The following is a 23,983-nucleotide window of genomic DNA, read 5'->3' as shown; positions in this document are numbered from 1 at the left end:
TCGACCTGATCGACGACCGACAATTTAAAGGTCCGCGTGTAATCACGCTGACTGCGCCTTTTTCCTGTATTCATTACTCCCTCCTGAGAATGGGTCAGAAGGTGTAAACCTTATTCAGGACGAGACACACGTGCATTAAAAAGGGAGCCCGAAGGCTCCCTTTTTTTGTCGCTCAGCGACGGATCAGAACAACACACGGCTTCGGATGGTGCCGTTGACGTGTTGCAGCTTCTCTTGCGCCAGTTCCGAGTACTCGGCGTCGACGTCGATCACGACGTAGCCGACCTTTTCGTTGGTCTGCAGGAACTGACCGGAGATGTTGATGCCGTTTTCGGCGAAGACCTTGTTGATCTCGCTCATCACACCCGGGATGTTCTCGTGGATGTGCAGCAGGCGGTGCTTGCCAGGGTGCGCCGGCAGGGCCACTTCCGGGAAGTTCACCGACGATACCGAAGTACCGTTGTCGCTGTACTTGACCAGTTTTTCTGCCACTTCCAGACCGATGTTGGCCTGCGCTTCAGCGGTGGAGCCGCCGATGTGCGGGGTCAGGATCACGTTATCCAGGCCACGCAGCGGGCTTTCGAACTCTTCGTCGTTGGAGCGCGGCTCGACCGGGAACACGTCGATGGCGGCGCCGATCAGGTGCTTGTCCTTGATCGCAGCGGCCAGGTGATCCAGTTCGACCACGGTGCCGCGTGCAGCGTTGATCAGGATGCCGCCCTTCTTGATGGCGCGGATTTCCTTCTCGCCGATCATCCACTGGGTCGCAGCGGTTTCCGGAACGTGCAGGGTGACGATGTCGGACATGCCCAGCAGCTCGTGCAGGTTGCCGACCTGGGTCGCGTTGCCCAGTGGCAGCTTGGTCACGGTGTCGTAGAAGAACACCTGCATGCCCAGACCTTCCGCCAGGACCGACAGCTGAGTACCGATCGAGCCGTAGCCGACGATGCCCAGTTTCTTGCCACGGATCTCGAAGGAGTTGGCTGCGGACTTGATCCAGCCGCCACGGTGGCAGGAAGCGTTTTTCTCAGGGATGCCGCGCAGCAGCAGGATCGCTTCGGCCAGCACCAGCTCGGCCACGGAGCGGGTGTTGGAGTACGGTGCGTTGAACACGGCGATGCCGCGCTCGCGGGCCGCTTCCAGGTCGACCTGGTTGGTGCCGATGCAGAAACAGCCGACAGCGACCAGCTTCTTCGCGTGATCGAAGATCTCTTCGGTCAGCTGGGTGCGTGAGCGAATGCCGATGAAGTGAGCGTCAGCGATCTTTTCCTTGAGCTGGGCTTCCGGCAGGGAGCCTGTCAGGTATTCGATGCTGGTGTAGCCCGCCGCCTTGAGGACGTCGACAGCCGATTGGTGGACGCCTTCGAGAAGAAGGAACTTGATCTTGCTCTTATCGAGAGAAGTCTTGCTCATCTGCGTAAACCTGTATCCCGGAGAAAAATGGCAGGAAATGGTCAACAGACATTGACCTGGACGACAAGAAAGCCGTCACCGCAGAACCGGCCTTGGGCACTGGCCTGCGGGGTCGGTATGCTAGCATAGCCACCCCGCTAAACACTCATTCCTGCGACGTGAAGCGTTCTCAGGATGACCATGAATTGTTCGAGAGTTCCGTCGATGACCAATCCTGCCCTGATTGATGAACTGAAGACCCTGGTCGAGCCTGGCAAAGTCCTGACCGATGCCGACTCCTTGAACGCTTACGGCAAGGACTGGACCAAACACTTCGCCCCGGCGCCCAGCGCCATCGTGTTTCCCAAGACCATCGAGCAGGTGCAGGCCGTCGTCCGCTGGGCCAACGAACACAAAGTGGCGCTGGTGCCGTCGGGCGGGCGCACGGGGCTCTCCGCCGCAGCCGTGGCGGCCAATGGCGAAGTGGTCGTGTCGTTCGACTACATGAACCAGATTCTCGACATCAACCTGACCGACCGCACCGCCGTCTGTCAGCCGGGCGTGGTCACCGAGCAATTGCAGAACGCGGCCGAAGAACATGACTTGTACTACCCGGTGGACTTCGCTTCGGCCGGTTCCAGTCAGATTGGCGGCAACATCGGCACCAATGCCGGCGGGATCAAGGTCATTCGCTACGGCATGACCCGCAACTGGGTCGCAGGCATGAAAGTCGTGACCGGCAAGGGCGATGTGCTGGAACTGAACAAAGACCTGATCAAGAACGCCACCGGATATGACCTGCGCCAGCTGTTCATCGGCGCCGAAGGCACCCTGGGTTTCGTGGTCGAGGCCACCATGCGTCTGGACCGTGCGCCGAAAAACCTGACCGCAATGGTCCTCGGCACCGCCGATTTCGATTCAATCATGCCGGTACTGCACGCCTTTCAGGGCCGGCTCGACCTGACTGCGTTCGAATTCTTCTCCGACAAGGCCCTGGCCAAGGTCATGGGCCGTGGCGATGTCCCGGCGCCGTTCGAAACCGACTGCCCGTTCTATGCCTTGCTGGAATTCGAGGCGACCACCGAAGAAGTGGCCAACACCGCCCTGGAAACCTTCGAACACTGCGTGGAGCAGGGTTGGGTGCTGGACGGCGTGATGAGCCAGAGCGAAACCCAGTTGCAGAACCTGTGGAAGCTGCGCGAGTACATCTCCGAAACCATCTCCCACTGGACACCGTACAAGAACGACATCTCGGTCACCGTCTCGAAAGTCCCTGCATTTTTGCAGGAAATCGATGCGATCGTCGGCGAACATTACCCGGATTTCGAAATCGTCTGGTTCGGCCACATCGGCGACGGCAACCTGCACCTGAACATCCTCAAGCCGGACAACCTGAGCAAGGACGAGTTTTTCGCCAAGTGCGCCACCGTCAACAAGTGGGTGTTCGAAACCGTCGAGAAGTACAACGGTTCGATTTCTGCCGAACACGGCGTGGGCATGACCAAGCGCGACTACTTGACCTACAGCCGCTCGCCGGTGGAAATCGAATACATGAAAGCGGTCAAGGCGGTGTTCGACCCGAACGGCATCATGAACCCGGGCAAGATTTTCGCGGTTTGATTGGCAATCCCTGATGAATCAATAAAGGCAGGAGTCGGTAATGAGCTATCAGCACCAGTATGTCGACGGTACGCGGATTCATTTTCCGCTGGGGAAAGTGGTGTGCATCGGCCGTAACTACGCCGAACACGCCAAGGAACTGGACAACCCGGTGCCTACCGAGCCGTTGCTGTTCATCAAGCCGGGCAGTTGCGTGGTGCCGCTGGAAGGCGGTTTCAGCATTCCGACCGAGCGTGGCTCGGTGCATTACGAGGCGGAAATCGCCGTGTTGATCGGCAAACCGCTGTCGACCAAACCGAGCCGTGAAGAAGTGCTGGACGCGATCTCCGGTTTCGCCCCGGCGCTGGACCTGACCCTGCGCGACAAGCAGGCCGAGCTCAAATCCAAGGGCCTGCCGTGGGAAATCGCCAAGTCGTTCGACGGCGCGGCGGTGATTGCACCGTTCGTGGTCGGCAGCACTTTCGCCGACCTGACCGACATCGGCATTCGCCTGACCATCAATGGCGAAGTGCGCCAGGACGGTAACAGCAGCGCCATGCTCAACCCGATCGTGCCGATGATCCAGCACATGGCCGGCTGCTTCTCGCTGCAGGCCGGTGACGTGATCCTGACCGGCACGCCAGTGGGCGTCGGCCCGCTGAACGTTGGCGATGAGATCGTGCTGGAACTGCCGGGCGCCAGTCGTTTTACCAGCAGCGTTCGCTGATCCGTACATCGCGTTGCCGAGCGGGAGATGGCAGGTTTGAGCTCAGCCCTCAGTCTGCAATCTCCCGTTTTCGTTTTGTGATGCGGCCTGCAAAGACGCAGGGCATTCCGGCCATTTGCCGTTTTTTTCACATTCTGTCCGGATAATTCCGGTCATTCTGGCGTCTGAGCCGGCCTCTTTGTGCTATTACCCGTAGCCTGAATTTTCGGAACGCGTCCTTTGATGTCATCTCAAACTCAGCTCAAACCCGCCCGCCGTTCACGCTTCGCCCTGCGCTGGTATTCCTGGCTATTGCTGGCAGCCGCCGCTGCGTACGGGCTGGCGTTTGCCATGCATTGGGATGACCGTGGCCTGTTGTGGGTGCTGGAACGCTTCGAAAGCACGTCCGAGAAACAGGAAAGCGTCTGGCTCCCGGACTACCGGGTGGTCATCGACGCCAAGCTGCTGCCGGGGATGGAAAAGGACGAAGCTTCGGACCTGTCCTATAACCCCCAGACCAAAACCCTGTTTTCGGTGATGGGCAAGAATCCGTTTCTGGTCGAGCTGACCCTGCAGGGCGACGTGTTGCGCAAGATGCCCCTGGTGGGCTGGAGCAATCCGGAAGGCCTGACGGTGATGGAAAACGGCTTGATGGCGATTGTCGATGAGCGCGAGCACCTGCTCTCCATCGTCAAGGTCGATGCCCAGACTCGCGAACTGAAGCGTGACGATTTCCCGAAATACGACCTGGGCCCGTCGAAGGACCAGAACAAGGCCTTCGAAGCCATCACCTGGGACGCCCGCAACCAGCAACTGCTGCTGGGCGAAGAGCGTCCGCCTGCGCTGTTCACCTGGAAAAGTGACGGCAGCCAGACGCTCAAGGGCGACAAGCAGAAACTCGACAGCGACGAACTCGATATTCGTAACCTGTCGGCCCTGGCGATCGATCCTCGCACCGGTCATACCCTCGTTCTGTCCGCTGATTCGCACCTGTTGCTGGAGTTGGACGAGAAGGGCGAACAAGTCAGCTTCATGACCCTGCTTGGCGGTTTCAACGGTTTGAAGAAAACCATTCCCCGCGCCGAGGGCGTGACCATGGACGAGGCGGGCTCGCTGTACATGGTCAGCGAGCCGAACCTGTTCTACCGCTTCGAAAAGCAGAAGTAATCTCTCCTACAGCGATTGCAGATCTGTGGAGTTGTGGCCTGAGGCAAGTGGCCATTAAGCTTCAGTTCAGACAGGCGTGATATTTCATCCGCCTGTTTTGACTCCGAGCCTGCCTGAATGCGTCGACTTGCCCGCCCCAAGCCTCTGTTCATCATCCTGTCGATGATTGCCCTGATCGCATTGATTGCGATCGGCCAATACATGCGCCTGTTCGAGCGTGCCTGGTTCAACCTGCATACGCTCTGGCAGCCGATGAGCAGCCAGTCCATCGGGCTGGATCAATATCGGGCAGAGATTGAAGCGAAAGTCATCGATGGGCTGAACGACGACGTGTCCGCGCTGACCTACGATCCGGTGCGCAAGAGCCTGTTCACCGTGACCAACAAGAATGCCGAACTGATCGAGCTGTCGCTGGACGGCGCGATCCTGCGTCGGGTCGCCTTGATCGGCTTCGGTGATCCGGAGGCGGTGGAGTTCATCAGCGCCGACACCTATGTGATCACCGATGAGCGCCAGCAACGGCTGATCAAGATCCATCTGGAACACGACACCACGTTCCTCGATGCAGCGGACGCCGAGCAAATGACCCTCGGTGTGCACATGAGCGGCAACAAGGGCTTTGAAGGCCTGGCTTACGACTCGGTGGGCAAGCGCCTGTTCGTGGCCAAGGAGCGGGATCCGATGCTGATCTATGAAGTGCACGGTTTTCCGCACTTCAATCCGGAAAAGTCCTACGCGGTACACGTGATCAACAATCCCAAGCGCGATGCCGGGATGTTCGTGCGCGATCTGTCGAGCCTGCAATACGACGAGCGCAGCGGTCATTTACTGGCGCTGTCCGACGAGTCACGGCTGATTCTTGAACTGGATGTGGACGGGCGCCCGTTGAGCACCATGTCGTTGAGCGGTGGCCGGCAGGGCCTGAAGAAAACCGTGCCGCAGGCGGAAGGTATCGCGATGGACGACGACGGGACGTTGTATCTGGTGAGCGAACCGAACCTGTTTTATGTCTTCAGGAAGCCTGCGCAGAACTAACCAGCACCATCTAACAATGTGGGAGCTAGCAAACTGGCTCCCACAGTTTTTTCATCTGCCCACCAAAATACGGGCAGTTTCGGCTTACTCAGCCTTCAGTGTTTTCACACCTTCGGAAGTACCCAGCAACAACAAATCCGCCGGACGCGCCGCGAACAGGCCGTTGGTGACCACGCCGACGATCGCGTTGATCTGCGCTTCCAGCTCCACCGGATTGGTGATCTGCAGGTTGTGCACGTCGAGGATGATGTTGCCGTTGTCGGTCAGCACGCCTTCGCGGTAGACCGGGTCGCCGCCCAGTTTTACCAGTTGGCGGGCCACGTGGCTGCGGGCCATCGGGATCACTTCCACCGGCAGCGGGAACGCGCCCAGCACCGGCACCAGTTTGCTGGCGTCGGCGATGCAGATGAAGGTCTGGGCCACGGCCGCGACGATCTTCTCGCGGGTCAGGGCTGCGCCGCCGCCCTTGATCAGGTTCAGGTGTTCGTCGCTTTCATCGGCGCCGTCGACGTAGAACTCCAGGTTGCTCACGGTGTTCAGCTCGTACACCGGAATCCCGTGGCCCTTGAGGCGCGCGGCGGTGGCTTCGGAGCTCGCGACCGCGCCGTCGAACGCGCCCTTGTGCCGGGCCAGGGCGTCGATGAAGCAGTTGGCGGTGGAGCCGGTGCCGACGCCGACGATGCTCTTGTCGTCGAGTTTCGGAAGGATGAAGTCGACGGCGGCCTGGGCCACGGCCTGTTTGAGTTGATCCTGGGTCATGCGGGCTCCGGAAGCGGGCAAGGTAAGAACGGAAAGGCCGGCATTATAGCCTCAAGCCGGGCTAAAACCTCTGCATTCGTGTGGTCGTCCGGCCGAAAGCCGGGTTAGACTCGCTGGTCCCGCCCAACCGCCAGTGATGCTTTCCGATGCTCGAACAGTACGTCAAGAAGATCCTCACCTCGCGCGTTTATGACGTTGCCGTAGAAACCCCGCTGCAGAACGCCCGCCAGCTCTCCGAGCGGCTGGGCAACGACATCTGGCTCAAGCGCGAAGACTTGCAGCCGGTGTTCTCGTTCAAGATTCGCGGTGCCTACAACAAGCTGACCCAGTTGAGCGACGAAGAGCGCGCTCGCGGCGTGGTCACCGCGTCGGCGGGCAACCATGCACAGGGCCTGGCCCTGGCGGCGAAAGTGTTGGGCGTGAAAGCGACCATCGTGATGCCCAAGACCACCCCGGAGATCAAGGTCGAAGGCGTGCGCTCGCGCGGTGGCAAAGTGGTGCTGCACGGCGATTCCTTCCCGGAAGCGCTGGCCTACTCGCTGAAGCTGGTCGACGAAAAAGGCTACGTCTACATCCACCCGTACGACGATCCGCACACCATTGCCGGGCAGGGCACCGTGGCGATGGAAATTCTGCGCCAGCACCCGCAGCCGCTGGATGCGATTTTCGTTCCGGTGGGCGGCGGCGGTCTGATCGCCGGCATCGCGGCCTACGTGAAATACCTGCGTCCGGACATCAAGGTCATCGGCGTCGAGCCCGACGACTCCAACTGCCTGCAAGCGGCGATGGCGGCAGGCGAACGCGTGGTGCTGCCGACTGTAGGCATCTTCGCCGACGGCGTGGCGGTGGCGCAGATCGGCCAGCACACCTTCGATATCTGCAAGGATTACGTCGACGAGGTGATCACCGTCAGCACCGACGAGATTTGCGCGGCGATCAAGGACATCTACGACGACACCCGTTCGATCACCGAACCGGCCGGCGCCCTGGGCGTGGCCGGGATCAAGAAGTATGTCGAGCAGCGCGGCGTCAGCGGCCAGACCTTCGTCGCCATCGACTCCGGGGCCAACGTCAACTTCGACCGCTTGCGCCACGTCGCCGAGCGCGCCGAACTGGGTGAAGGCCGCGAAGCGATCATCGCCGTGACCATCCCGGAGAAGGCCGGCAGCTTCAAGGCCTTCTGCGAGGCCATCGGCAAGCGCCAGATCACCGAATTCAACTACCGCTATAACAATGGCAGCGAAGCGCACATCTTCGTCGGCGTGCAGACCCACCCGGACAACGACCCGCGCAGTGCTTTGCTGGCGAGCCTGACCGAACAGGGTTTCCCGGTGCTCGACCTGACCGACAACGAACTGGCCAAACTGCACATCCGCCACATGGTCGGCGGTCGCGCCGCGCACGTGGTCGATGAAGTGGTGCTGCGCTTCGAGTTCCCGGAGCGTCCGGGCGCGCTGTTCAACTTCCTCAACAAGCTCGGCGGGCGCTGGAACATCTCGATGTTCCACTACCGCAACCACGGTGCAGCGGACGGTCGTGTGGTGGCGGGTCTGCAAGTGCCCCACGACGAGCGTCATCTGGTGCCCGCAGCCCTTGAGGAAATCGGCTACCCATACTGGGACGAAAGCGACAACCCGGCCTATCAGCTGTTTCTTGGCTGAACGGCTACGCTGATGGGTATGGCCCAAGGAAAGAGAAATTCATGGAAACCCTGACCACCCTGAAAGTCCTTCACGTCGCGGCGACCGTGGTGATACTGGCGAGCGGGCTGGGGCTCGCCGCTGTTTCCTGGCGTAATCGCAGCGAGGGGCCGGCCAGCACGATGCAGCGACCCTGGTTGTTCGTCTGGTGTCTGATGCTGATCGGCGTGCTCAGCATGCCTTTCACCGGCTGGTGGTTGGTGCACCTGATTGGCTGGCCGTTGGGACAGTTCTGGATTCTGGGGTCCAGCGTGATCTATGCCGTGGCCACATTCAGCGCGGTCTGGCTGCTTGTTCGGCTTAATCGGCTATGGACCAGCGGGGTCGGCAACCGGAAATTCAATCTGGCGCTGGCAATTGTCAGCGGCGTCGGATTTCTGGCCATTGCGGCGTTGATGGGGGCGAAGCCGGTTTAAGGCTTGGGACCGCGTCGACCCCGTTCGCGAGCAGGCTCGCTCCCACATTGATCTGACGCGTTCACAAATTCCTTGTGGGAGCTGGCCTTGCCAGCGATGGCGATATCAGCCGCGAAGGCTTATGACGGGCCAGCCACGTTTCTCGGCTTCGGCCCGCAGGTTCGGATCCGGATCGACCGCCACCGGATTCGCCACCTGCTCCAGCAGTGGCAGGTCATTCATCGAGTCGCTGTAGAAATAGCTGCCTTCCAGCGAATGCCCGGTTTCCTCCAGCCAGCGGTTCAGGCGCGTCACCTTGCCTTCGCGAAAGCACGGCACGTCGGTGCTGCGTCCGGTGTAGCGGCCGTCCTGCATTTCGCACTCGGTGGCGATCAGGGTTTCGACGCCCAGGCGCACCGCAATCGGCGCGGTGACGAAGCGGTTGGTGGCGGTGATGATCACCAGTTTGTCGCCGGCGTCGCGGTGCTTTTTCAGCAACTCAAGCGCTTTTGGCAGCATGATCGGCTCGATGCAGTCGCGCATGTAATCGTTGTGCCATTGCTCAAGCACGGCCATTTCGGTGCGGCCGAGGATTTCCAGGCAGAAGTTCAGGTACGCCGCGTTATCCAGTTTGCCGGCCAGGTAATCCTGGTAGAACTCGTCGTTGCGTGCCTTGTAGGCGATCGGGTCGAGGAAGCCGCGTTCGCACAGATAATCGCCCCAAGCGTGATCGCTGTCGCCGCCCAGAAGGGTGTTGTCCAAATCGAATAAAGCCAGGCGCATTGCAGTTACCCGCTGAAAAGTCAGTAAAAAGGCCACAAGAATACGGTCTTTTCACAAGAGTGCACATAAGCTCGGAACCTTCGTTGCCGCCTTCACAACCTTTGTGGAACAATGCGGCGACATGCGTTTGCGAGGTTGTTGCCGTGATCGACCCCGATGGTTTCCGCCCTAATGTCGGGATCATTCTGACGAATGACGCCGGCCAGGTGCTATGGGCTCGCCGTATCAATCAGGATGCCTGGCAGTTTCCACAGGGGGGAATCAATCCCGAGGAGACGCCGGAAGACGCCTTGTACCGCGAGCTGAACGAAGAAGTTGGCCTGGAACGCGAAGATGTTGAAATTCTCGCCTGTACCCGGGGCTGGTTGCGCTATCGTTTGCCGCAACGTCTGGTGCGAACCCACAGCCAACCGCTGTGCATCGGCCAGAAACAGAAGTGGTTTCTCCTGCGCCTGATCTCCAACGAGCAGCGGGTGCGGATGGATTTGACCGGTAAACCGGAGTTCGATGGCTGGCGCTGGGTCAGTTATTGGTATCCGTTGGGCCAGGTGGTGACATTCAAGCGCGAAGTGTATCGCCGCGCTCTCAAAGAGCTTGCCCCGCGCCTTTTAGCGCGCGACTGACGACGGAGTTCGACCCCGAGCCATGCTCAATACGCTGCGCAAGATCGTCCAGGAAGTTAACTCCGCCAAGGATCTCAAGGCGGCGTTGGGGATTATTGTGTTGCGCGTCAAAGAGGCCATGGGCAGCCAGGTCTGCTCGGTCTACCTGCTTGATCCAGAGACCAACCGCTTCGTGCTGATGGCCACCGAGGGCTTGAACAAGCGCTCGATCGGCAAGGTCAGCATGGCACCCAACGAAGGTCTGGTCGGCCTGGTCGGCACGCGTGAAGAACCCCTGAACCTCGAAAACGCCGCGGATCACCCGCGCTACCGTTACTTCGCCGAAACCGGCGAGGAGCGCTACGCCTCGTTCCTCGGGGCGCCGATCATTCACCACCGTCGCGTCGTCGGCGTGTTGGTCATCCAGCAGAAAGAACGCCGCCAGTTCGATGAGGGTGAAGAAGCCTTCCTCGTGACCATGAGCGCGCAGCTCGCGGGCGTAATCGCTCACGCCGAGGCCACAGGTTCCATCCGTGGTCTGGGCCGTCAGGGCAAGGGCATCCAGGAAGCCAAGTTCGTCGGCGTGCCGGGTTCACCGGGTGCGGCGGTCGGTACCGCGGTGGTCATGTTGCCACCGGCGGATCTGGACGTGGTGCCGGACAAGACCATCACCGACATCGACGCGGAACTGGCGCTGTTCAAGACCGCCATTGAAGGCGTGCGCGCCGACATGCGTGCGTTGTCGGCCAAACTCGCGACCCAGCTGCGTCCGGAAGAGCGCGCCCTGTTCGATGTCTATCTGATGATGCTTGACGATGCCTCGCTGGGCAGCGAAATCACCAACGTGATCAAGACCGGGCAGTGGGCCCAGGGCGCGTTGCGTCAGGTCGTGACCGATCACGTCAACCGTTTCGATTTGATGGACGACGAGTACCTGCGTGAGCGGGCATCGGACGTCAAGGACCTGGGCCGCCGGCTGCTCGCCTATCTGCAGGAAGAGCGGCAGCAGAACCTGGTCTACCCGGAAAAAACCATTCTGGTCAGCGAAGAACTGACGCCGGCGATGCTCGGCGAGGTGCCGGAAGGCACGCTGGTCGGTCTGGTATCGGTGCTTGGTTCGGGGAACTCGCACGTCGCGATTCTCGCCCGGGCCATGGGCATTCCGACGGTCATGGGTCTGGTCGACCTGCCGTACGCCAAGGTCGACGGCATCGAAATGATCGTCGATGGCACACGAGGCGAGGTCTACACCAACCCCAGCGAAGTGCTGCGCAAGCAGTTCACCGAGGTGGTGGAGGAAGAGAAGCAACTGGCGCTGGGGCTCGATACCCTGCGCGACCTGCCGTGCGTGACCCTCGATGGTCATCGCATGCCGCTGTGGGTCAACACCGGCCTGCTGGCCGATGTGGCGCGGGCGCAGAAGCGCGGCGCCGAAGGCGTTGGTCTGTACCGCACCGAAGTGCCGTTCATGATCAACCAGCGCTTCCCGAGCGAGAAGGAGCAACTGGCGATCTACCGCGAGCAGCTCGCCGCGTTCCATCCGCAACCGGTGACCATGCGCAGCCTGGACATCGGCGGTGACAAGTCGCTGTCGTACTTCCCGATCAAGGAAGACAACCCGTTCCTCGGCTGGCGCGGGATCCGCGTCACCCTCGACCACCCGGAAATCTTCCTGGTGCAGACCCGCGCGATGCTCAAGGCCAGCGAAGGCCTGAACAACCTGCGGATCCTGCTGCCGATGATCTCCGGCATCCACGAGCTCGAAGAGGCGCTGCACCTGATCCACCGGGCCTGGGGCGAAGTGCGCGACGAAGGCACCGACGTGCCGATGCCGCCAGTGGGTGTGATGATCGAAATTCCTGCGGCGGTTTACCAGACCAAAGAGCTGGCGCGGATGGTGGATTTCCTGTCGGTCGGCTCCAACGACCTGACCCAGTACCTGCTGGCGGTGGACCGCAACAACCCACGGGTGGCCGATCTCTACGACTACCTGCACCCGGCGGTGCTGCAAGCCCTGCAAACCGTGGTACGCGACGCCCATGCCGAAGGCAAGCCGGTGAGCATCTGCGGCGAGATGGCTGGTGACCCGGCGGCAGCGGTGCTGTTGATGGCGATGGGTTTCGACAGCCTGTCGATGAACGCCACCAACCTGCCGAAGGTGAAGTGGATGCTGCGCCAGATCCACCTGAGCAAGGCCAAGGATCTGCTGGCGGAACTGATGACCATCGACAACCCGCAGGTCATCCACAGCTCCCTGCAACTGGCGCTGAAGAACCTTGGGTTGGCGAAGATGGTCAATCCGGCGGCGGTCAAACCGCTCTAGAAAGACAAGATCGCAGCCTTCGGGCTGCGATCTTCATAGGTCGATCTCCACTTCCCCCAGATGCCCGCCATACGGCCCGAAACTGCGCTCGATCATCCGCCGCGTCCCGTCCGCCTGCACAATCAGCGCCGTACTCGCCCGAGTCCCATAGCTCTGGCTGGCAATAAACACACTCGACAACAGCGACTCGGTCGCCAATCCCACACCGGTATCCGGTAGATCAGCAAACGGTGCCGTTTGCGCATCACTCAATAAAGCCAACAACCGCTCGGGCTGCGGATCATCCAGCACCGCACTCAATGCCGCCTTGGCCTTGAGCAGTTTCGGCCACGGCGTATCCAGCCCGGCGTTGGACAGACCATAGACGCCGGGCTGCAACATCACCGGTTCCGATGACCGCGCATTGAAGTGCCACAGCTCGTTGGCATTGCCCAGCAGCAGGTTGAAGCCGGCATAGTCCGGCGAACGGGCGACAACGTCGGACAAGTAGTCATCGATCGACAGGTTTCCGGTCAGAAATCCCGCCACCAGCTCGCCCCGAGAACGTCGAGCCGGCGGCTGATGCGGATCGCGAATGTTGGTCAGCGCCGCAAAACGACCGTTGGCGCCAAGACCGAGCCAGGTGCCCCCGGCCTCAAGATCCCGCCCGGCATGAACATGCGGCGACTCGGGCCACTGGGCCAGCGGCAGGCTGGGCCGGGCGTAGAATTCGTCACGGTTGGCCGCGACGATCAGCGGCTGGGCATGCCCCGGCCGCCAGGCGAAAACAATCAGGCACATAAGGTGGTCCTTGTGTGTTTTTTGCCCACTCTACGCAGACATCGTCCGTGCATCCATCGCCAGTGGAGCCGAAGGGTATCCATCCGTTACCATGCCGCTCCGGTTTTGGGGGCGCGCCTTGGGAGGCAGTCATGGAATTTCTGCTCTATCTGGCGCTGGGCGCCTGTGCGGGCGTACTGGCCGGGCTGTTCGGGGTGGGCGGCGGGATCATCATCGTCCCGGTGCTGGTGTTCAGTTTCACCTTGCAGGGCTTCGATCCGTCGATCCTGACCCATCTGGCGGTCGGCACGTCTCTGGCGACGATCATCTTCACCTCGGTCAATGCCGTGCGCGAACACCATCGACGCCGCGCGGTGCGCTGGCCGATCTTCCGCTGGATGACCGTGGGCATTCTGCTCGGCGCCGGTTTCGGTGCATTGACCGCCGAAGCGATCTCCGGCCCGAACCTGCAAAAGATCATCGGTGTGTTCGCCCTGGTGATCGCGGCGCAACTGGCGCTGGATGTCAAACCCAAGGCCAGCCGAACGGTGCCGGGCAAACTCGGTCTGACCATGGCCGGCAGTGTGATCGGCTGGGCGTCGGCGATTTTCGGGATTGGCGGCGGCTCGCTGACCGTGCCGTTCCTGACCTGGCGCAGCGTGCCGATGCAGCAGGCGGTGGCGACCTCGTCGGCCTGTGGCCTGCCGATTGCCGTCGCCAGTGCCATAAGTTTCATGATTCTGGGCTGGCATGATCCGTTGCTGCCGGCCCATAGTGTCGGTTTTGTGTATTTGCCGGCGCTTTTGGGCATTGCCCTGACCAGCATGGTGTTCGCCCGTCTCGGCGCGCGGCTGGCGCACAGGTTGTCGCCGAAGTTGCTGAAACGGCTGTTCGCGGCTTTGCTGTTTTGCGTGGGCCTGAGCTTTCTGTTCTGAGCCGTCTGTTTTGGCAGGTCGCAATCCTGGCTTAATCCTGAGGTGACAGCGTCGCCCGGGAATTTTTGAAGATTTGAATGCTAACGAGGAGTCGCAATGCTGCCTTACCCGCAGATCGATCCGGTGGCTTTGGCCATCGGTCCGCTGAAAATCCACTGGTACGGCCTGATGTACCTGGTCGGCATCGGCGGCGCGTGGCTGCTGGCATCGCGCCGGCTCAACCGTTTCGACCCGACCTGGACCAAGGAAAAGCTGTCCGACCTGGTGTTCTGGCTGTCGATGGGGGTGATTGTCGGCGGGCGTCTGGGTTATGTGCTGTTCTACGACCTGAGCGCTTACCTGGCCAACCCGACGCTGATTTTCGAAGTGTGGAAGGGCGGCATGTCGTTCCACGGCGGTTTCATCGGCGTGATGCTGGCCGCGCTGTGGTTCGGCAAGCGTAACGGCAAGTCGTTCTTCCAGCTGATGGACTTCGTCGCGCCGATGGTGCCGATCGGTCTGGGCGCCGGACGCATCGGCAACTTCATCAACGCCGAGCTGTGGGGCAAGGCCACCGACGTGCCGTGGGCCATGGTATTCCCGCCGTTCAGCGACCCGGCGCAACTGCCGCGTCACCCGTCGCAGCTGTATCAGTTCGCACTGGAAGGCGTGGCGCTGTTCCTGATCCTCTGGCTGTTCTCGCGCAAGCCGCGGCCGACCATGGCGGTCTCGGGCATGTTCGCGCTGTTCTATGGCATCTTCCGTTTCATCGTCGAATTCGTCCGCGTGCCGGACGCGCAACTGGGCTATCTGGCCTGGAACTGGCTGACCATGGGTCAGGTACTCTGCGTACCGATGATCATCGGCGGGCTGTTCCTGATCTGGCTGGCCTACCACCGCGCCCCGGCGGCGCCGGTTGCACCGACAGCTTAAATATTCGAACCCCGGCGATGTCTGCCGGGGCTCAAGGACACAGGTAACTCATGAAGCAATATCTCGATCTGGTGTCGCACGTCATCAACAACGGCACCAAACAGGCCAACCGTACCGGCGTGAACACCATCAGCTTTCCGGGCGCCATGCTGCGCTTCGATCTGCAGGAAGGTTTCCCGGCGATCACCACCCGCAAGATGGCCTTCAAATCGGCCATCGGCGAGATGTGCGGCTTTCTGCGTGGCGTGAACAACGCCGCCGAATTCCGTGCGCTGGGCTGCAAGGTCTGGGATCAGAACGCCAACGAAAACGCCCAGTGGCTGGCCAACCCGTTCCGCCAGGGCGAAGACGACCTCGGCGAGATCTACGGCGTGCAATGGCGCAAATGGCCGGCGTACAAGCAGATCCCGCTGAGCAACACCGCCGCCATCGAACAAACCCTGAGCAACGGTTACAAGCAGATTGCCCAGGGCGAAGAAGACGGCCAGGCCTACGTGGTCTTGTACAAAGCCATCGATCAGGTGCGCCAGTGCGTCGACACGATCATCAAGGACCCGGGCAGCCGGCGCATCCTGTTCCACGGCTGGAACTGCGCCCAGCTCGATGAAATGGCCCTGCCGCCGTGCCATCTGCTGTACCAGTTCCACCCGAATGTCGAGACCAAGGAAATCTCCCTGACCCTCTACATCCGCTCCAACGACCTGGGCCTGGGCACGCCGTTCAACCTCACCGAAGGTGCCGCGCTGCTGAGCCTGATCGGTCGCCTGACCGGCTACACGCCGCGCTGGTTCACCTATTTCATTGGTGATGCCCACGTCTACGAAAACCACCTGGACATGCTCAACGAACAGCTCAAGCGCGAGCCGTTCGCCATGCCGAAACTGAAGATTTCGGATCGCGTGCCGGAGTTTGCCAAGACCGGTGTTTATCAGCCGGAATGGCTGGAACTGGTGGAGCCGAGTGACTTCTCGCTGGAAGGCTACGAGCACCATGCGCCGATGACCGCGCCGATGGCGGTCTGAAGCACGAGTGACAAACAACGGAGGGAGCCAAATGGCTCCCTCCGTTGTTTCTGGCGCTTAATGACCGTGGCTTCTGCCCACATGCGAATGCTCAACCTCCGTCGCCACAACTCCGCCACTGACTTCCAGCCGCTGCAGGATCCCGCACTGATCCGCCTCCGGCCCTTCGCCACAGCGCTGGCGCAGCTCGAGCAGTTGCGTCTGCAACGCCAGTAACCCATCGATTCGCGCCTTGACGTGCTGGATGTGCTCGTCGATCAGCGCATTCACGCTTTCGCATTGATCCTGCGGGCTGTCGCGCAAGGCGAGCAGGCTGCGGATTTCTTCGAGTGTCATGTCGAGGGTGCGGCAGTTGCGGATGAAAGTCAGGCGCTCGGCGTGGGCCTGGGTGTAGACGCGGTAGTTGCCATCGCTGCGGGCCGGTTCCGGCAGCAGGTTTTCACGCTCGTAGTAGCGGATGGTTTCCACGGCGCAATCGGTCTGTTTCGCCAGTTCTCCGATCTTCATGACGGCAATCTCCAAAAGGGTGCTTGACCCTATAGTGGCTACAGGGTCTTTACTTGGCAACAGGCACCTTCATGGACGCGACCAATGAGCGATTCCCTGCACACCCACAAGCCCGGCGACGGGCACGATCACAGTCACACACTGCAGCCTGTGCATAAACATGCCTACGCCGGCGATTCCTGTTGCGGGTCGAAAACCGTTACGCCTGCGCCGGTTCATTCGAGTGAAGACTCGTGCTGTTCGTCGAAAGTCGCCGCACCTTCGCTTGTTCAACTGAGTGAGGCAAAAAGCGCCGACGCCCGGTTGAGCAGCTTCCGCATCGAAGCGATGGACTGCCCGACCGAACAGACGCTGATCCAGAACAAGCTCGGCAAACTGGCCGGGATCCAGCAGCTGGAATTCAACCTGATCAATCGCGTGCTCGGCGTGACCCACAATCTGCCGGACACCGCGCCAATCATCGACGCGATCAAATCCCTCGGCATGCAGGCCGAGCCGCTGGAGGCGGGCGTTGAATCGACGGTTGCAGCGCCGGTGAAAAAACATTGGTGGCCACTGGCGCTGTCCGGCGTCGGTGCGCTCGCTGCCGAAGTGATCCACTTCACCAGCGCCGCGCCGACCTGGGTGGTGGCGATCATCGCGCTGACTTCCATCCTCAGCGGCGGCCTCACCACCTACAAGAAGGGCTGGATCGCCCTGAAGAACCGCAACCTCAACATCAACGCCCTGATGAGCATCGCCGTGACCGGCGCCGTATTGATCGGCCAATGGCCGGAAGCAGCGATGGTGATGTTCCTGTTCACCGTGGCCGAGCTGATCGAAGCGCGCTCGCTGGATCGCGCACGCAATGCCATCAGCGGCCTGATGCAGATGACGCCGGAGCAGGCAACGGTGTTGCAGGCGGATGGCAACTGGGTCGAGCTCGACGTCAAAAGCATCGATCTCGGCGCCCGCGTGCGGGTGAAACCCGGTGAACGCATCGCGCTGGACGGTGAAGTCGTCAGCGGCAGTTCGACCATCGATCAGGCGCCGATCACCGGTGAAAGCCTGCCGGTGGAGAAAACCGTCGGCGACAAAGTGTTCGCCGGCACCATCAACCAGGCCGGTTCGCTGGAATATGCGGTGACTGCAGCGGCGAACAATTCCACCCTGGCGCGAATCATCCACGCCGTGGAGCAGGCGCAAGGCGCGCGGGCGCCGACCCAGCGTTTCGTCGATCAGTTCTCGAAAATCTACACCCCGGTGGTCTTCGTCCTGGCCCTGGCCGTGGCGATCATCCCGCCGCTGTTCATGGCCGCCGCGTGGTTCGACTGGATTTATCGCGCGCTGGTGCTGCTGGTGGTCGCTTGCCCGTGTGCGCTGGTGATTTCCACCCCGGTGACCATCGTCAGCGGCCTTGCGGCAGCAGCGCGCAAAGGCATTCTGGTCAAGGGCGGCGTGTACCTGGAGGGCGGTTTCAAGCTCGACTATCTGGCCCTCGACAAGACCGGCACCATCACCCACGGCAAACCGGTACAGACCGATTACCTGTCCCTCGACCCGACCGCCGACGCCACGGCCCCGGCCATTGCCGCCGCGCTGGCCGGTCGCTCCGATCACCCCGTATCGCTGGCCATCGCCAACGCGGCTGTGGATAAAGGTTTCGCGGCTCTGCTTGTGGATAACTTCGAAGCGCTGGCTGGCCGTGGGGTAAAAGGCGAGGTCAACGGTCAGGTCTACCACTTGGGCAACCACCGACTGGTGGAAGAACTGGGCCTGTGTTCGCCGCAACTGGAAGAAAAGCTGTTCGCACTGGAGAAACAAGGCAAGTCCGTGGTGTTGCTGCTCGACAGCTCCGGCCCGCTGGCGCTGTTCGCCGTGGCCGACACGGTCAAGGAAACCAGCCGCGAAGCGATCCGCCAACTGCACGATCTGGGCGTGAAAACCCTGATGCTGACCGGCGACAACGTCCACACCGCGCAAGCGATTGCGGCGCAGGTCGGGATCGATCAGGCCAAGGGCGACTTGCTGCCGACCGACAAACTGCAAGCCATCGAAGACCTTTACGCCAAAGGGCGCCGGGTCGGCATGGTCGGCGACGGCATCAACGACGCACCGGCACTGGCTCGGGCCGAGATCGGTTTTGCGATGGCGGCGGCCGGCACCGATACGGCGATCGAAACCGCCGATGTCGCCCTGATGGACGACGATCTGCGCAAGATACCGGCCTTCATCAGCCTGTCGCGTCATACCGCCGCTATCCTGAAACAGAACATCGCACTGGCGCTGGTGATCAAAGCGATCTTTCTTGGGGTAACCTTCGCCGGGCTCGCCACCATGTGGATGGCGGTGTTTGCCGACATGGGCGTGAGCCTGCTGGTGGTGTTCAACGGTTTGCGCCTGCTGCGCAAATAGAGGAAGAGGGGCGGTTGTGCTGAGTGCCGAGCTGAAAGCGTTTTACATGGTGGCCCGCTTGGGCAGCATCACGCTGGCGGCGAAAAAGCTCGGCCTCAGCCAACCGACCGTGACCACCCAGATCCGCAATCTGGAAAGCCAGTATTCGGTAGAGCTGTTCTACCGTGGCGGCCGGCGCCTGAGTGTCAGCGACGAAGGTGCGCGGCTGTTGCCGATGGTCAAGGCGTTGTTGCAGCAGGAGGCCGACATCGAATTCTTCCTGCGCAACAGTGGCCAGGTGCAGGGTGCGCTGCGCATCGCCGCCACCGCGCCGTATTACATCCTCGATCTGGTGAAGACCTTCCGCGAGCGCCTGCCGCAGGTGGAGGTGTCGGTGGAAATCGGCAACTCGCAGCAGGTGCTCGAAGCGCTGGAGGATTATCGGGTGGATGTCGCGGCGTCGTCGCAATTGCTCGACGATGCCCGGCTGATCCGCCGGGTGCTCGGCAGCGACCCGCTGGTGCTGGCGGTGCATCGCAATCATCCGCTGGCGGCGCACGACCATGTGACGCTGAGCGCGCTGGCCGGACATACCTTGCTGATGCGCGAACCGGGTTCGACCACTCGACGGCTCACCGAAGAGTTGCTGGCCAGCGCCGGCGTCAGTTTTGGCCCGTTGCTGGAGATAGGCAGCCGCGAATCGATCCGCGAGGCGGTGCTGCGCAACATCGGCATCAGCATCATCGCCCGCCAGGAAGTGCCGCACGATCCGCAGTTGCGGGTGCTGACCCTGGAGAATGCGCCGCAGATTCCCGAATACCTCTACTGCCTCAAGGAACGCAAGAACGCCCGGTTGCCGGCGGCGTTTCTCGGACTGGCGCAGGAAATGTCCCCGGCCTGATCAACCAAAATCCCTGAATACCACTATCGGTCGTTTTTGCCTCACTGCCATATGACCGACGCATTACAACTCTAGGATTCGTCTCATCTGCTTGATGAGGCCTGTCCATGAACCCTGCAATCGCAACTGCCCTGACCAACCCCGGCGCACAGATGAAAGTGCGCGGCGTGCAGAAGCGCTTCGGCGCCTTCACGGCGCTGGATAACGTCTCCCTCGATGTCGCGGCCGGTGAGCTGGTGTGCCTGCTCGGCCCGTCGGGCTGTGGCAAGACAACATTGTTGCGTTGCATCGCCGGCCTGGAGAAACAGGACAGCGGCGAGTTGTACCTCGGCGAGCGCGACGTTTCCCACCTCGCCCCGCAGGCTCGGGACTACGGCATCCTGTTCCAGTCGTACGCGCTGTTTCCCAATCTGACCGTCGAAGCGAACATTGCCTACGGCCTCGCCGGCAGCGGTCGCGATGAAGTGCGCCGTCGCGTCGGTCAGATGCTGGAACTGGTCGGCCTCACCGGCAGTGAGAAAAAGTACCCGGGCCAGTTATCCGGCGGCCAGCAGCAACGAGTCGCATTGGCCCGTGCCCTGGCCCCCGCGCCGTCGCTGCTGTTGCTCGACGAACCGATGTCGGCCCTCGACGCCCGGGTCCGCGAGCATCTGTGCACTGAACTGCGCCAACTGCAACGCAACCTCGGCATCACCACCCTGATGGTCACCCACAATCAGGATGAAGCCATGCTGATGGCCGACCGCATCGCCGTGATGAACAACGGCAAGGTCGAGCAGTACGCCACCCCGCAGGACATCTACAACCGCCCGGCCACTCCGTTCGTGGCCGAGTTTGTCGGCCAAGGCAACTGGCTGCCGTTCCAGCGCAGCAGCGACAGCCACGCCAAGGTCGGCGGGATGAACCTGCGCCTGGCCGACGGCAGCGTCCACAGTCCGTCGGGTCGACTGTTCTGCCGCCCGGAAGCGATCAACGTCAATCCGCTGGTACATGAGGAAAACCTGTTCCCGGCCAAAGTCCGCGAGATCACTTTCCTCGGCAACCGCTGCCGCATGAGCTTCGAGCTCGATCAATTGCCCGGCCACGCCTTGCTCGCCGAACTGGCACCGGAAGCCATGCCGCGCCTCGGCGCCCAGCAGATCATGGTCGCCTTACCGCCACGCTGCTTGCAGGTGTTTGCCTGATGAACAGCAACCTCGCACTGCCGCTACCGCACAAGCACGCGCGGCAGGTGTCCGGGGCCGAGGTCGGCGACCGGATCTTCGTCCTCGGCGGCAAACTCCTGCTGCTGGTGCTGCTCGGTGTGGCGGTGCTGTTGCCATTGCTGGCGATCTTCTGGCGCGGCTTCAGCAGCGAAGCCGGGCAGGGCGGTGGCTGGCTCGCCGCCAAGGAGTTGGTGACCAGCGACAATTTCCACTGGCTGCTCGGTAACAGCCTGAAAGTTTCCCTCAGCGTCGCGGCCATCGTCGTACCGCTGGCCTACCTGTTTGCCTACGCCTTGCAGCGCACGCTGATTCCCGGCAAAGGCCTCTGGCGCGGGATTTCGTTGCTGCCGCTGATGGCGCCGTCGATGTTGCCGGGGATCGCGTTGGTCTATCTGTTCGGCAATCAGGGGATGTTGCGCGGGCTGCTGTCGGACAACATCTACGGTTTCTGGGGGATTGTTCTGGGTGAGGTGATCTACACCTTCCCACACGCCTTGATGATTTTGCTGTCAGCCCTGTCGCTGGCGGACGCGCGATTGTTCGACGCTGCGTCGAGCATGGGCGCCAGTCCTGCGAAAGCCTTCCGCAGCATCACCTGGCCGGCGACCCGTCAGGCCGTGTTTGCCGCGTTCTGTCTGGTGTTCACCCTGACCATCACCGATTTCGGTGTGCCGGTGGTGGTCGGTGGCGACTATCAGGTGCTGGCGCTGGAAGCCTACAAAGCGGTGGTCGGCCAGCAGCAGTTCGGTCGCGGCGCGTTGATCGGCATGGTTCTGCTGCTGCCGGCGCTGTTCAGCTTCGGCGTCGATGCCTGGCTGCGCAGGCGTCACGGCGACGCCATGAGCGGCCGTGCCCAAGTTTTCAAACCGGCGCCATCTAGGAAGCGCGATGCCTTTTATCTCAGCGTGGTCCTGCTGATCAGCGCCGCGTTGCTGCTGGTGTTCGGCATGGCGGTGTTCTCGTCGCTGGTGAAGTTCTGGCCGTACAACCTGTCGCTGTCGCTCAACCACTATCAATTCAACGAGACCGCCGGCGGTGGTTTGCTGGCCTACGGCAACAGTTTGAAGATGGCGCTGGGCACGGCGTTGATCGGCAGCGTGCTGATCTTTACCGGCGCCTACCTGATGGAAAAGACCCGCAGCCAGCGCGGGCTGAATCTGACGCTGCGCATGCTCAGTTTCGTACCGATGGCGGTACCGGGGCTGGTGCTGGGTCTGGGTTATGTCTTCTTCTTCAACCTGACCGGCAACCCGCTGCACGTGCTGTACGGGACCATGACCCTGCTGATCGTCTGCACCATTGCTCACTATTTGACCACTGCGCAGATGACTGCCACCACCGCGCTGCGTCAGCTCGACGCCGAGTTCGAAGCCGCCGCGCTGTCGCTCAAGGTGCCGCTTTACCGGCATTACCTGCGGGTCACCGTGCCGATCTGTCTGCCGGCGCTGCTGGACATCGTGCGCTACCTGTTCGTCTCGGCCATGACCACCGTGTCCGCCGCGATCTTCCTCTACAGCCCCGACACCATCCTTGCGGCGGTGGCGGTGCTGAACATGGATGACGCCGGCAACGTCGGCGGCGCGGCGGCGATGTCGACCCTGATTCTGTTCACCTCGGCGGGCGTGTCCTTGCTGCTGGCGTGGGCTTCGCGCGGCTTGCTGCGCCGTTCCCAGGCCTGGCGGCAAACGGCGCCCGGCCACTGATCCACGACTTATCCCTTCAGCCTCAACTCACCGACAGGAAAACGATCATGTTCAAGCCTATGGCCCTGGCCGCTGCTGTGCTCGCTGCTTTCAGCCTGAATGCCTTCGCGGCAAAAACCGAGTTGACGGTGTACACCGCCCTCGAAGCCGAGCAGTTGAAGTCCTACAAAGAGGCCTTCGAAAAGGCCAACCCGGACGTCGAGATCAAGTGGGTGCGCGACTCCACCGGGATCATCACCGCCAAACTGCTGGCCGAAAAGGATCGCCCGCAGGCTGACGCGGTGTGGGGCCTGGCAGCATCGAGCCTGGCGATCCTCGATCAACAAGGCATGCTGCAAAGCTATGCGCCGAAGGATCTGGGCAAGATCGGCGCGAACTACCGCGACGCCGCCAACCCGCCAGCCTGGGTCGGCATGGACGTCTGGGCCGCGACGATTTGCTTCAACACCGTCGAGGCCGAGAAACAGGGCCTGAGCAAACCGGTGAGCTGGCAGGACCTGACCAAGCCTGAGTACAAGGGCAAGATCGTGATGCCGAACCCGGCTTCGTCCGGCACCGGTTTCCTCGACGTCAGCGCCTGGCTGCAAACCTTCGGCGAGAAACAGGGCTGGGCCTACATGGACGGCCTGCACCAGAACATCGGCCAGTACGTTCACTCCGGTTCCAAGCCTTGCAAACTGGCGGCGGCGGGCGAATTCCCGATCGGCATTTCCTTCGAATACCCGGCCGTTCAGCTCAAGCGTCAGGGCGCGCCGCTGGACATCATCCTGCCGAAGGAAGGCCTGGGCTGGGAGATCGAAGCGACCGCCGTGATCAAAGGCACGCCGCATGAAGAGGCCGCGAAGAAACTGGCCGACTTCTCCGCCAGCGCCCCGGCGATGGACCTGTACAAGGAAAACTTCGCTGTCCTCGCCCAGCCGGGCATCGCCAAGCCGCAGACCGAACTGCCGGCCGACTACGAGCAGCGCCTGATCAAGAACGACTTTGCCTGGGCCTCGAAGAACCGCGACGAGATCCTGAGCGAATGGCGCAAGCGCTATGACGGCAAGTCCGAGAAAGTCGCGGCCAAGTAAGTTCTTCATCGACTGACAGGGCCCCATCGCTGGCAAGCCAGCTCCCACAGGTTTGGCGGCGTTCGCACAATGTGTATTCCGCACCGGGCAAGGTGGGAGCTGGCGTGCCAGCGCTGGCGGTCTCGCAGTCAG

21 protein-coding genes are annotated in these 23,983 nt (G+C 61.7%); 16 read left to right on the top strand and 5 right to left on the bottom strand.

Features of this window, described 5'->3' with window-relative positions:
• Positions 1–183: 183 nt before the first annotated feature.
• The gene (gene serA / locus JKA62_RS28725) at positions 184–1,413 is read right to left on the bottom strand and encodes a phosphoglycerate dehydrogenase (protein WP_007953487.1); all 1,230 of its coding nucleotides are present in this window, start codon (positions 1,411–1,413) and stop codon (positions 184–186) included.
• 204 nt (positions 1,414–1,617) lie between these two features.
• Here serA and JKA62_RS28720 point away from each other — a divergent pair, with 204 nt between their 5' ends.
• The 4 genes from JKA62_RS28720 to JKA62_RS28705 all read left to right on the top strand — a co-directional run bounded on the left by JKA62_RS28720 (position 1,618) and on the right by JKA62_RS28705 (position 5,899).
• Positions 1,618–3,012, top strand: a complete 1,395-nt coding sequence (locus JKA62_RS28720; protein WP_039765411.1) for an FAD-binding oxidoreductase — start codon at positions 1,618–1,620, stop codon at positions 3,010–3,012.
• 40 nt (positions 3,013–3,052) lie between these two features.
• Complete coding sequence (locus JKA62_RS28715) at positions 3,053–3,718, top strand: fumarylacetoacetate hydrolase family protein (RefSeq protein ID WP_007953483.1); 666 nt, start codon at positions 3,053–3,055, stop codon at positions 3,716–3,718.
• A 222-nt stretch (positions 3,719–3,940) separates the two neighbouring features.
• A complete protein-coding gene (locus tag JKA62_RS28710) occupies positions 3,941–4,864 on the top strand; it encodes an SdiA-regulated domain-containing protein (protein ID WP_011336428.1) in 924 nt (307 codons plus the stop codon).
• Positions 4,865–4,981: 117 nt separating this feature from the next.
• Positions 4,982–5,899, top strand: a complete 918-nt coding sequence (locus JKA62_RS28705; RefSeq protein ID WP_011336427.1) for an SdiA-regulated domain-containing protein — start codon at positions 4,982–4,984, stop codon at positions 5,897–5,899.
• A gap of 84 nt (positions 5,900–5,983) precedes the next feature.
• Here the strand turns inward: JKA62_RS28705 and rpiA are convergent, their stop codons facing one another.
• Complete coding sequence (gene rpiA / locus JKA62_RS28700) at positions 5,984–6,658, bottom strand: ribose-5-phosphate isomerase RpiA (protein WP_039767874.1); 675 nt, start codon at positions 6,656–6,658, stop codon at positions 5,984–5,986.
• Between the two features lie 146 nt (positions 6,659–6,804).
• Here rpiA and ilvA point away from each other — a divergent pair, with 146 nt between their 5' ends.
• Together ilvA and JKA62_RS28690 are read left to right on the top strand one after the other, a co-directional pair.
• The gene (ilvA, locus tag JKA62_RS28695; protein WP_011336426.1) at positions 6,805–8,319 is read left to right on the top strand and encodes a threonine ammonia-lyase, biosynthetic; all 1,515 of its coding nucleotides are present in this window, start codon (positions 6,805–6,807) and stop codon (positions 8,317–8,319) included.
• Positions 8,320–8,360: 41 nt separating this feature from the next.
• A complete protein-coding gene (locus JKA62_RS28690; RefSeq protein WP_011336425.1) occupies positions 8,361–8,774 on the top strand; it encodes a DUF2269 family protein in 414 nt (137 codons plus the stop codon).
• A 105-nt stretch (positions 8,775–8,879) separates the two neighbouring features.
• Here the strand turns inward: JKA62_RS28690 and JKA62_RS28685 are convergent, their stop codons facing one another.
• Positions 8,880–9,536: an HAD family hydrolase gene (locus JKA62_RS28685; RefSeq protein ID WP_011336424.1), complete on the bottom strand. Its 657-nt coding sequence runs from the start codon at positions 9,534–9,536 to the stop codon at positions 8,880–8,882.
• A gap of 143 nt (positions 9,537–9,679) precedes the next feature.
• Between JKA62_RS28685 and JKA62_RS28680 the strand changes: the two genes are divergently transcribed.
• Positions 9,680–10,159, top strand: a complete 480-nt coding sequence (locus tag JKA62_RS28680; RefSeq protein WP_003229203.1) for an RNA pyrophosphohydrolase — start codon at positions 9,680–9,682, stop codon at positions 10,157–10,159.
• A gap of 22 nt (positions 10,160–10,181) precedes the next feature.
• Positions 10,182–12,461: a phosphoenolpyruvate--protein phosphotransferase gene (gene ptsP, locus JKA62_RS28675; RefSeq protein ID WP_011336423.1), complete on the top strand. Its 2,280-nt coding sequence runs from the start codon at positions 10,182–10,184 to the stop codon at positions 12,459–12,461.
• A 33-nt stretch (positions 12,462–12,494) separates the two neighbouring features.
• Here the strand turns inward: ptsP and JKA62_RS28670 are convergent, their stop codons facing one another.
• Positions 12,495–13,241 (bottom strand): NRDE family protein, encoded by a 747-nt coding sequence (locus JKA62_RS28670; RefSeq protein WP_011336422.1) that lies wholly within the window; start codon positions 13,239–13,241, stop codon positions 12,495–12,497.
• Positions 13,242–13,372: 131 nt separating this feature from the next.
• Between JKA62_RS28670 and JKA62_RS28665 the strand changes: the two genes are divergently transcribed.
• The 3 genes from JKA62_RS28665 to JKA62_RS28655 all read left to right on the top strand — a co-directional run bounded on the left by JKA62_RS28665 (position 13,373) and on the right by JKA62_RS28655 (position 16,089).
• Entirely contained in the window at positions 13,373–14,155 is a 783-nt protein-coding gene (locus JKA62_RS28665; protein ID WP_201820517.1) for a sulfite exporter TauE/SafE family protein, read from the top strand.
• A 96-nt stretch (positions 14,156–14,251) separates the two neighbouring features.
• Positions 14,252–15,067, top strand: a complete 816-nt coding sequence (gene lgt, locus JKA62_RS28660) for a prolipoprotein diacylglyceryl transferase (protein ID WP_039767887.1) — start codon at positions 14,252–14,254, stop codon at positions 15,065–15,067.
• Between the two features lie 50 nt (positions 15,068–15,117).
• Positions 15,118–16,089: a thymidylate synthase gene (locus JKA62_RS28655; protein WP_011336420.1), complete on the top strand. Its 972-nt coding sequence runs from the start codon at positions 15,118–15,120 to the stop codon at positions 16,087–16,089.
• A 57-nt stretch (positions 16,090–16,146) separates the two neighbouring features.
• Here the strand turns inward: JKA62_RS28655 and cadR are convergent, their stop codons facing one another.
• Positions 16,147–16,596, bottom strand: a complete 450-nt coding sequence (gene cadR, locus JKA62_RS28650; protein ID WP_011336419.1) for a Cd(II)/Pb(II)-responsive transcriptional regulator — start codon at positions 16,594–16,596, stop codon at positions 16,147–16,149.
• A gap of 84 nt (positions 16,597–16,680) precedes the next feature.
• On the opposite strand from cadR, the gene JKA62_RS28645 reads away from it, so the two are divergent.
• From JKA62_RS28645 to JKA62_RS28625, 5 genes are all read left to right on the top strand, one after another.
• Positions 16,681–18,990 carry a heavy metal translocating P-type ATPase gene (locus JKA62_RS28645; protein WP_011336418.1) on the top strand — a complete coding sequence of 770 codons (2,310 nt, stop codon included), beginning with the start codon at positions 16,681–16,683 and terminating at the stop codon, positions 18,988–18,990.
• Positions 18,991–19,006: 16 nt separating this feature from the next.
• Positions 19,007–19,870, top strand: a complete 864-nt coding sequence (locus JKA62_RS28640) for a LysR family transcriptional regulator (protein ID WP_011336417.1) — start codon at positions 19,007–19,009, stop codon at positions 19,868–19,870.
• 107 nt (positions 19,871–19,977) lie between these two features.
• Positions 19,978–21,054, top strand: coding sequence for a putative 2-aminoethylphosphonate ABC transporter ATP-binding protein (locus tag JKA62_RS28635; RefSeq protein ID WP_011336416.1), 1,077 nt, complete (start codon positions 19,978–19,980; stop codon positions 21,052–21,054).
• Positions 21,054–22,778 (top strand): putative 2-aminoethylphosphonate ABC transporter permease subunit, encoded by a 1,725-nt coding sequence (locus JKA62_RS28630; protein WP_011336415.1) that lies wholly within the window; start codon positions 21,054–21,056, stop codon positions 22,776–22,778. Before JKA62_RS28635 ends, JKA62_RS28630 begins: the two co-directional genes overlap by 1 nt.
• 47 nt (positions 22,779–22,825) lie before the next feature.
• Positions 22,826–23,851 (top strand): putative 2-aminoethylphosphonate ABC transporter substrate-binding protein, encoded by a 1,026-nt coding sequence (locus JKA62_RS28625; protein WP_011336414.1) that lies wholly within the window; start codon positions 22,826–22,828, stop codon positions 23,849–23,851.
• The last annotated feature ends 132 nt before the right edge of the window (positions 23,852–23,983 follow it).

The organism is Pseudomonas sp. B7, from assembly GCF_016735645.1.
GTDB lineage: Bacteria > Pseudomonadota > Gammaproteobacteria > Pseudomonadales > Pseudomonadaceae > Aquipseudomonas > Aquipseudomonas glycinae.
This window is presented reverse-complemented; position numbering and strand designations above follow the sequence as displayed.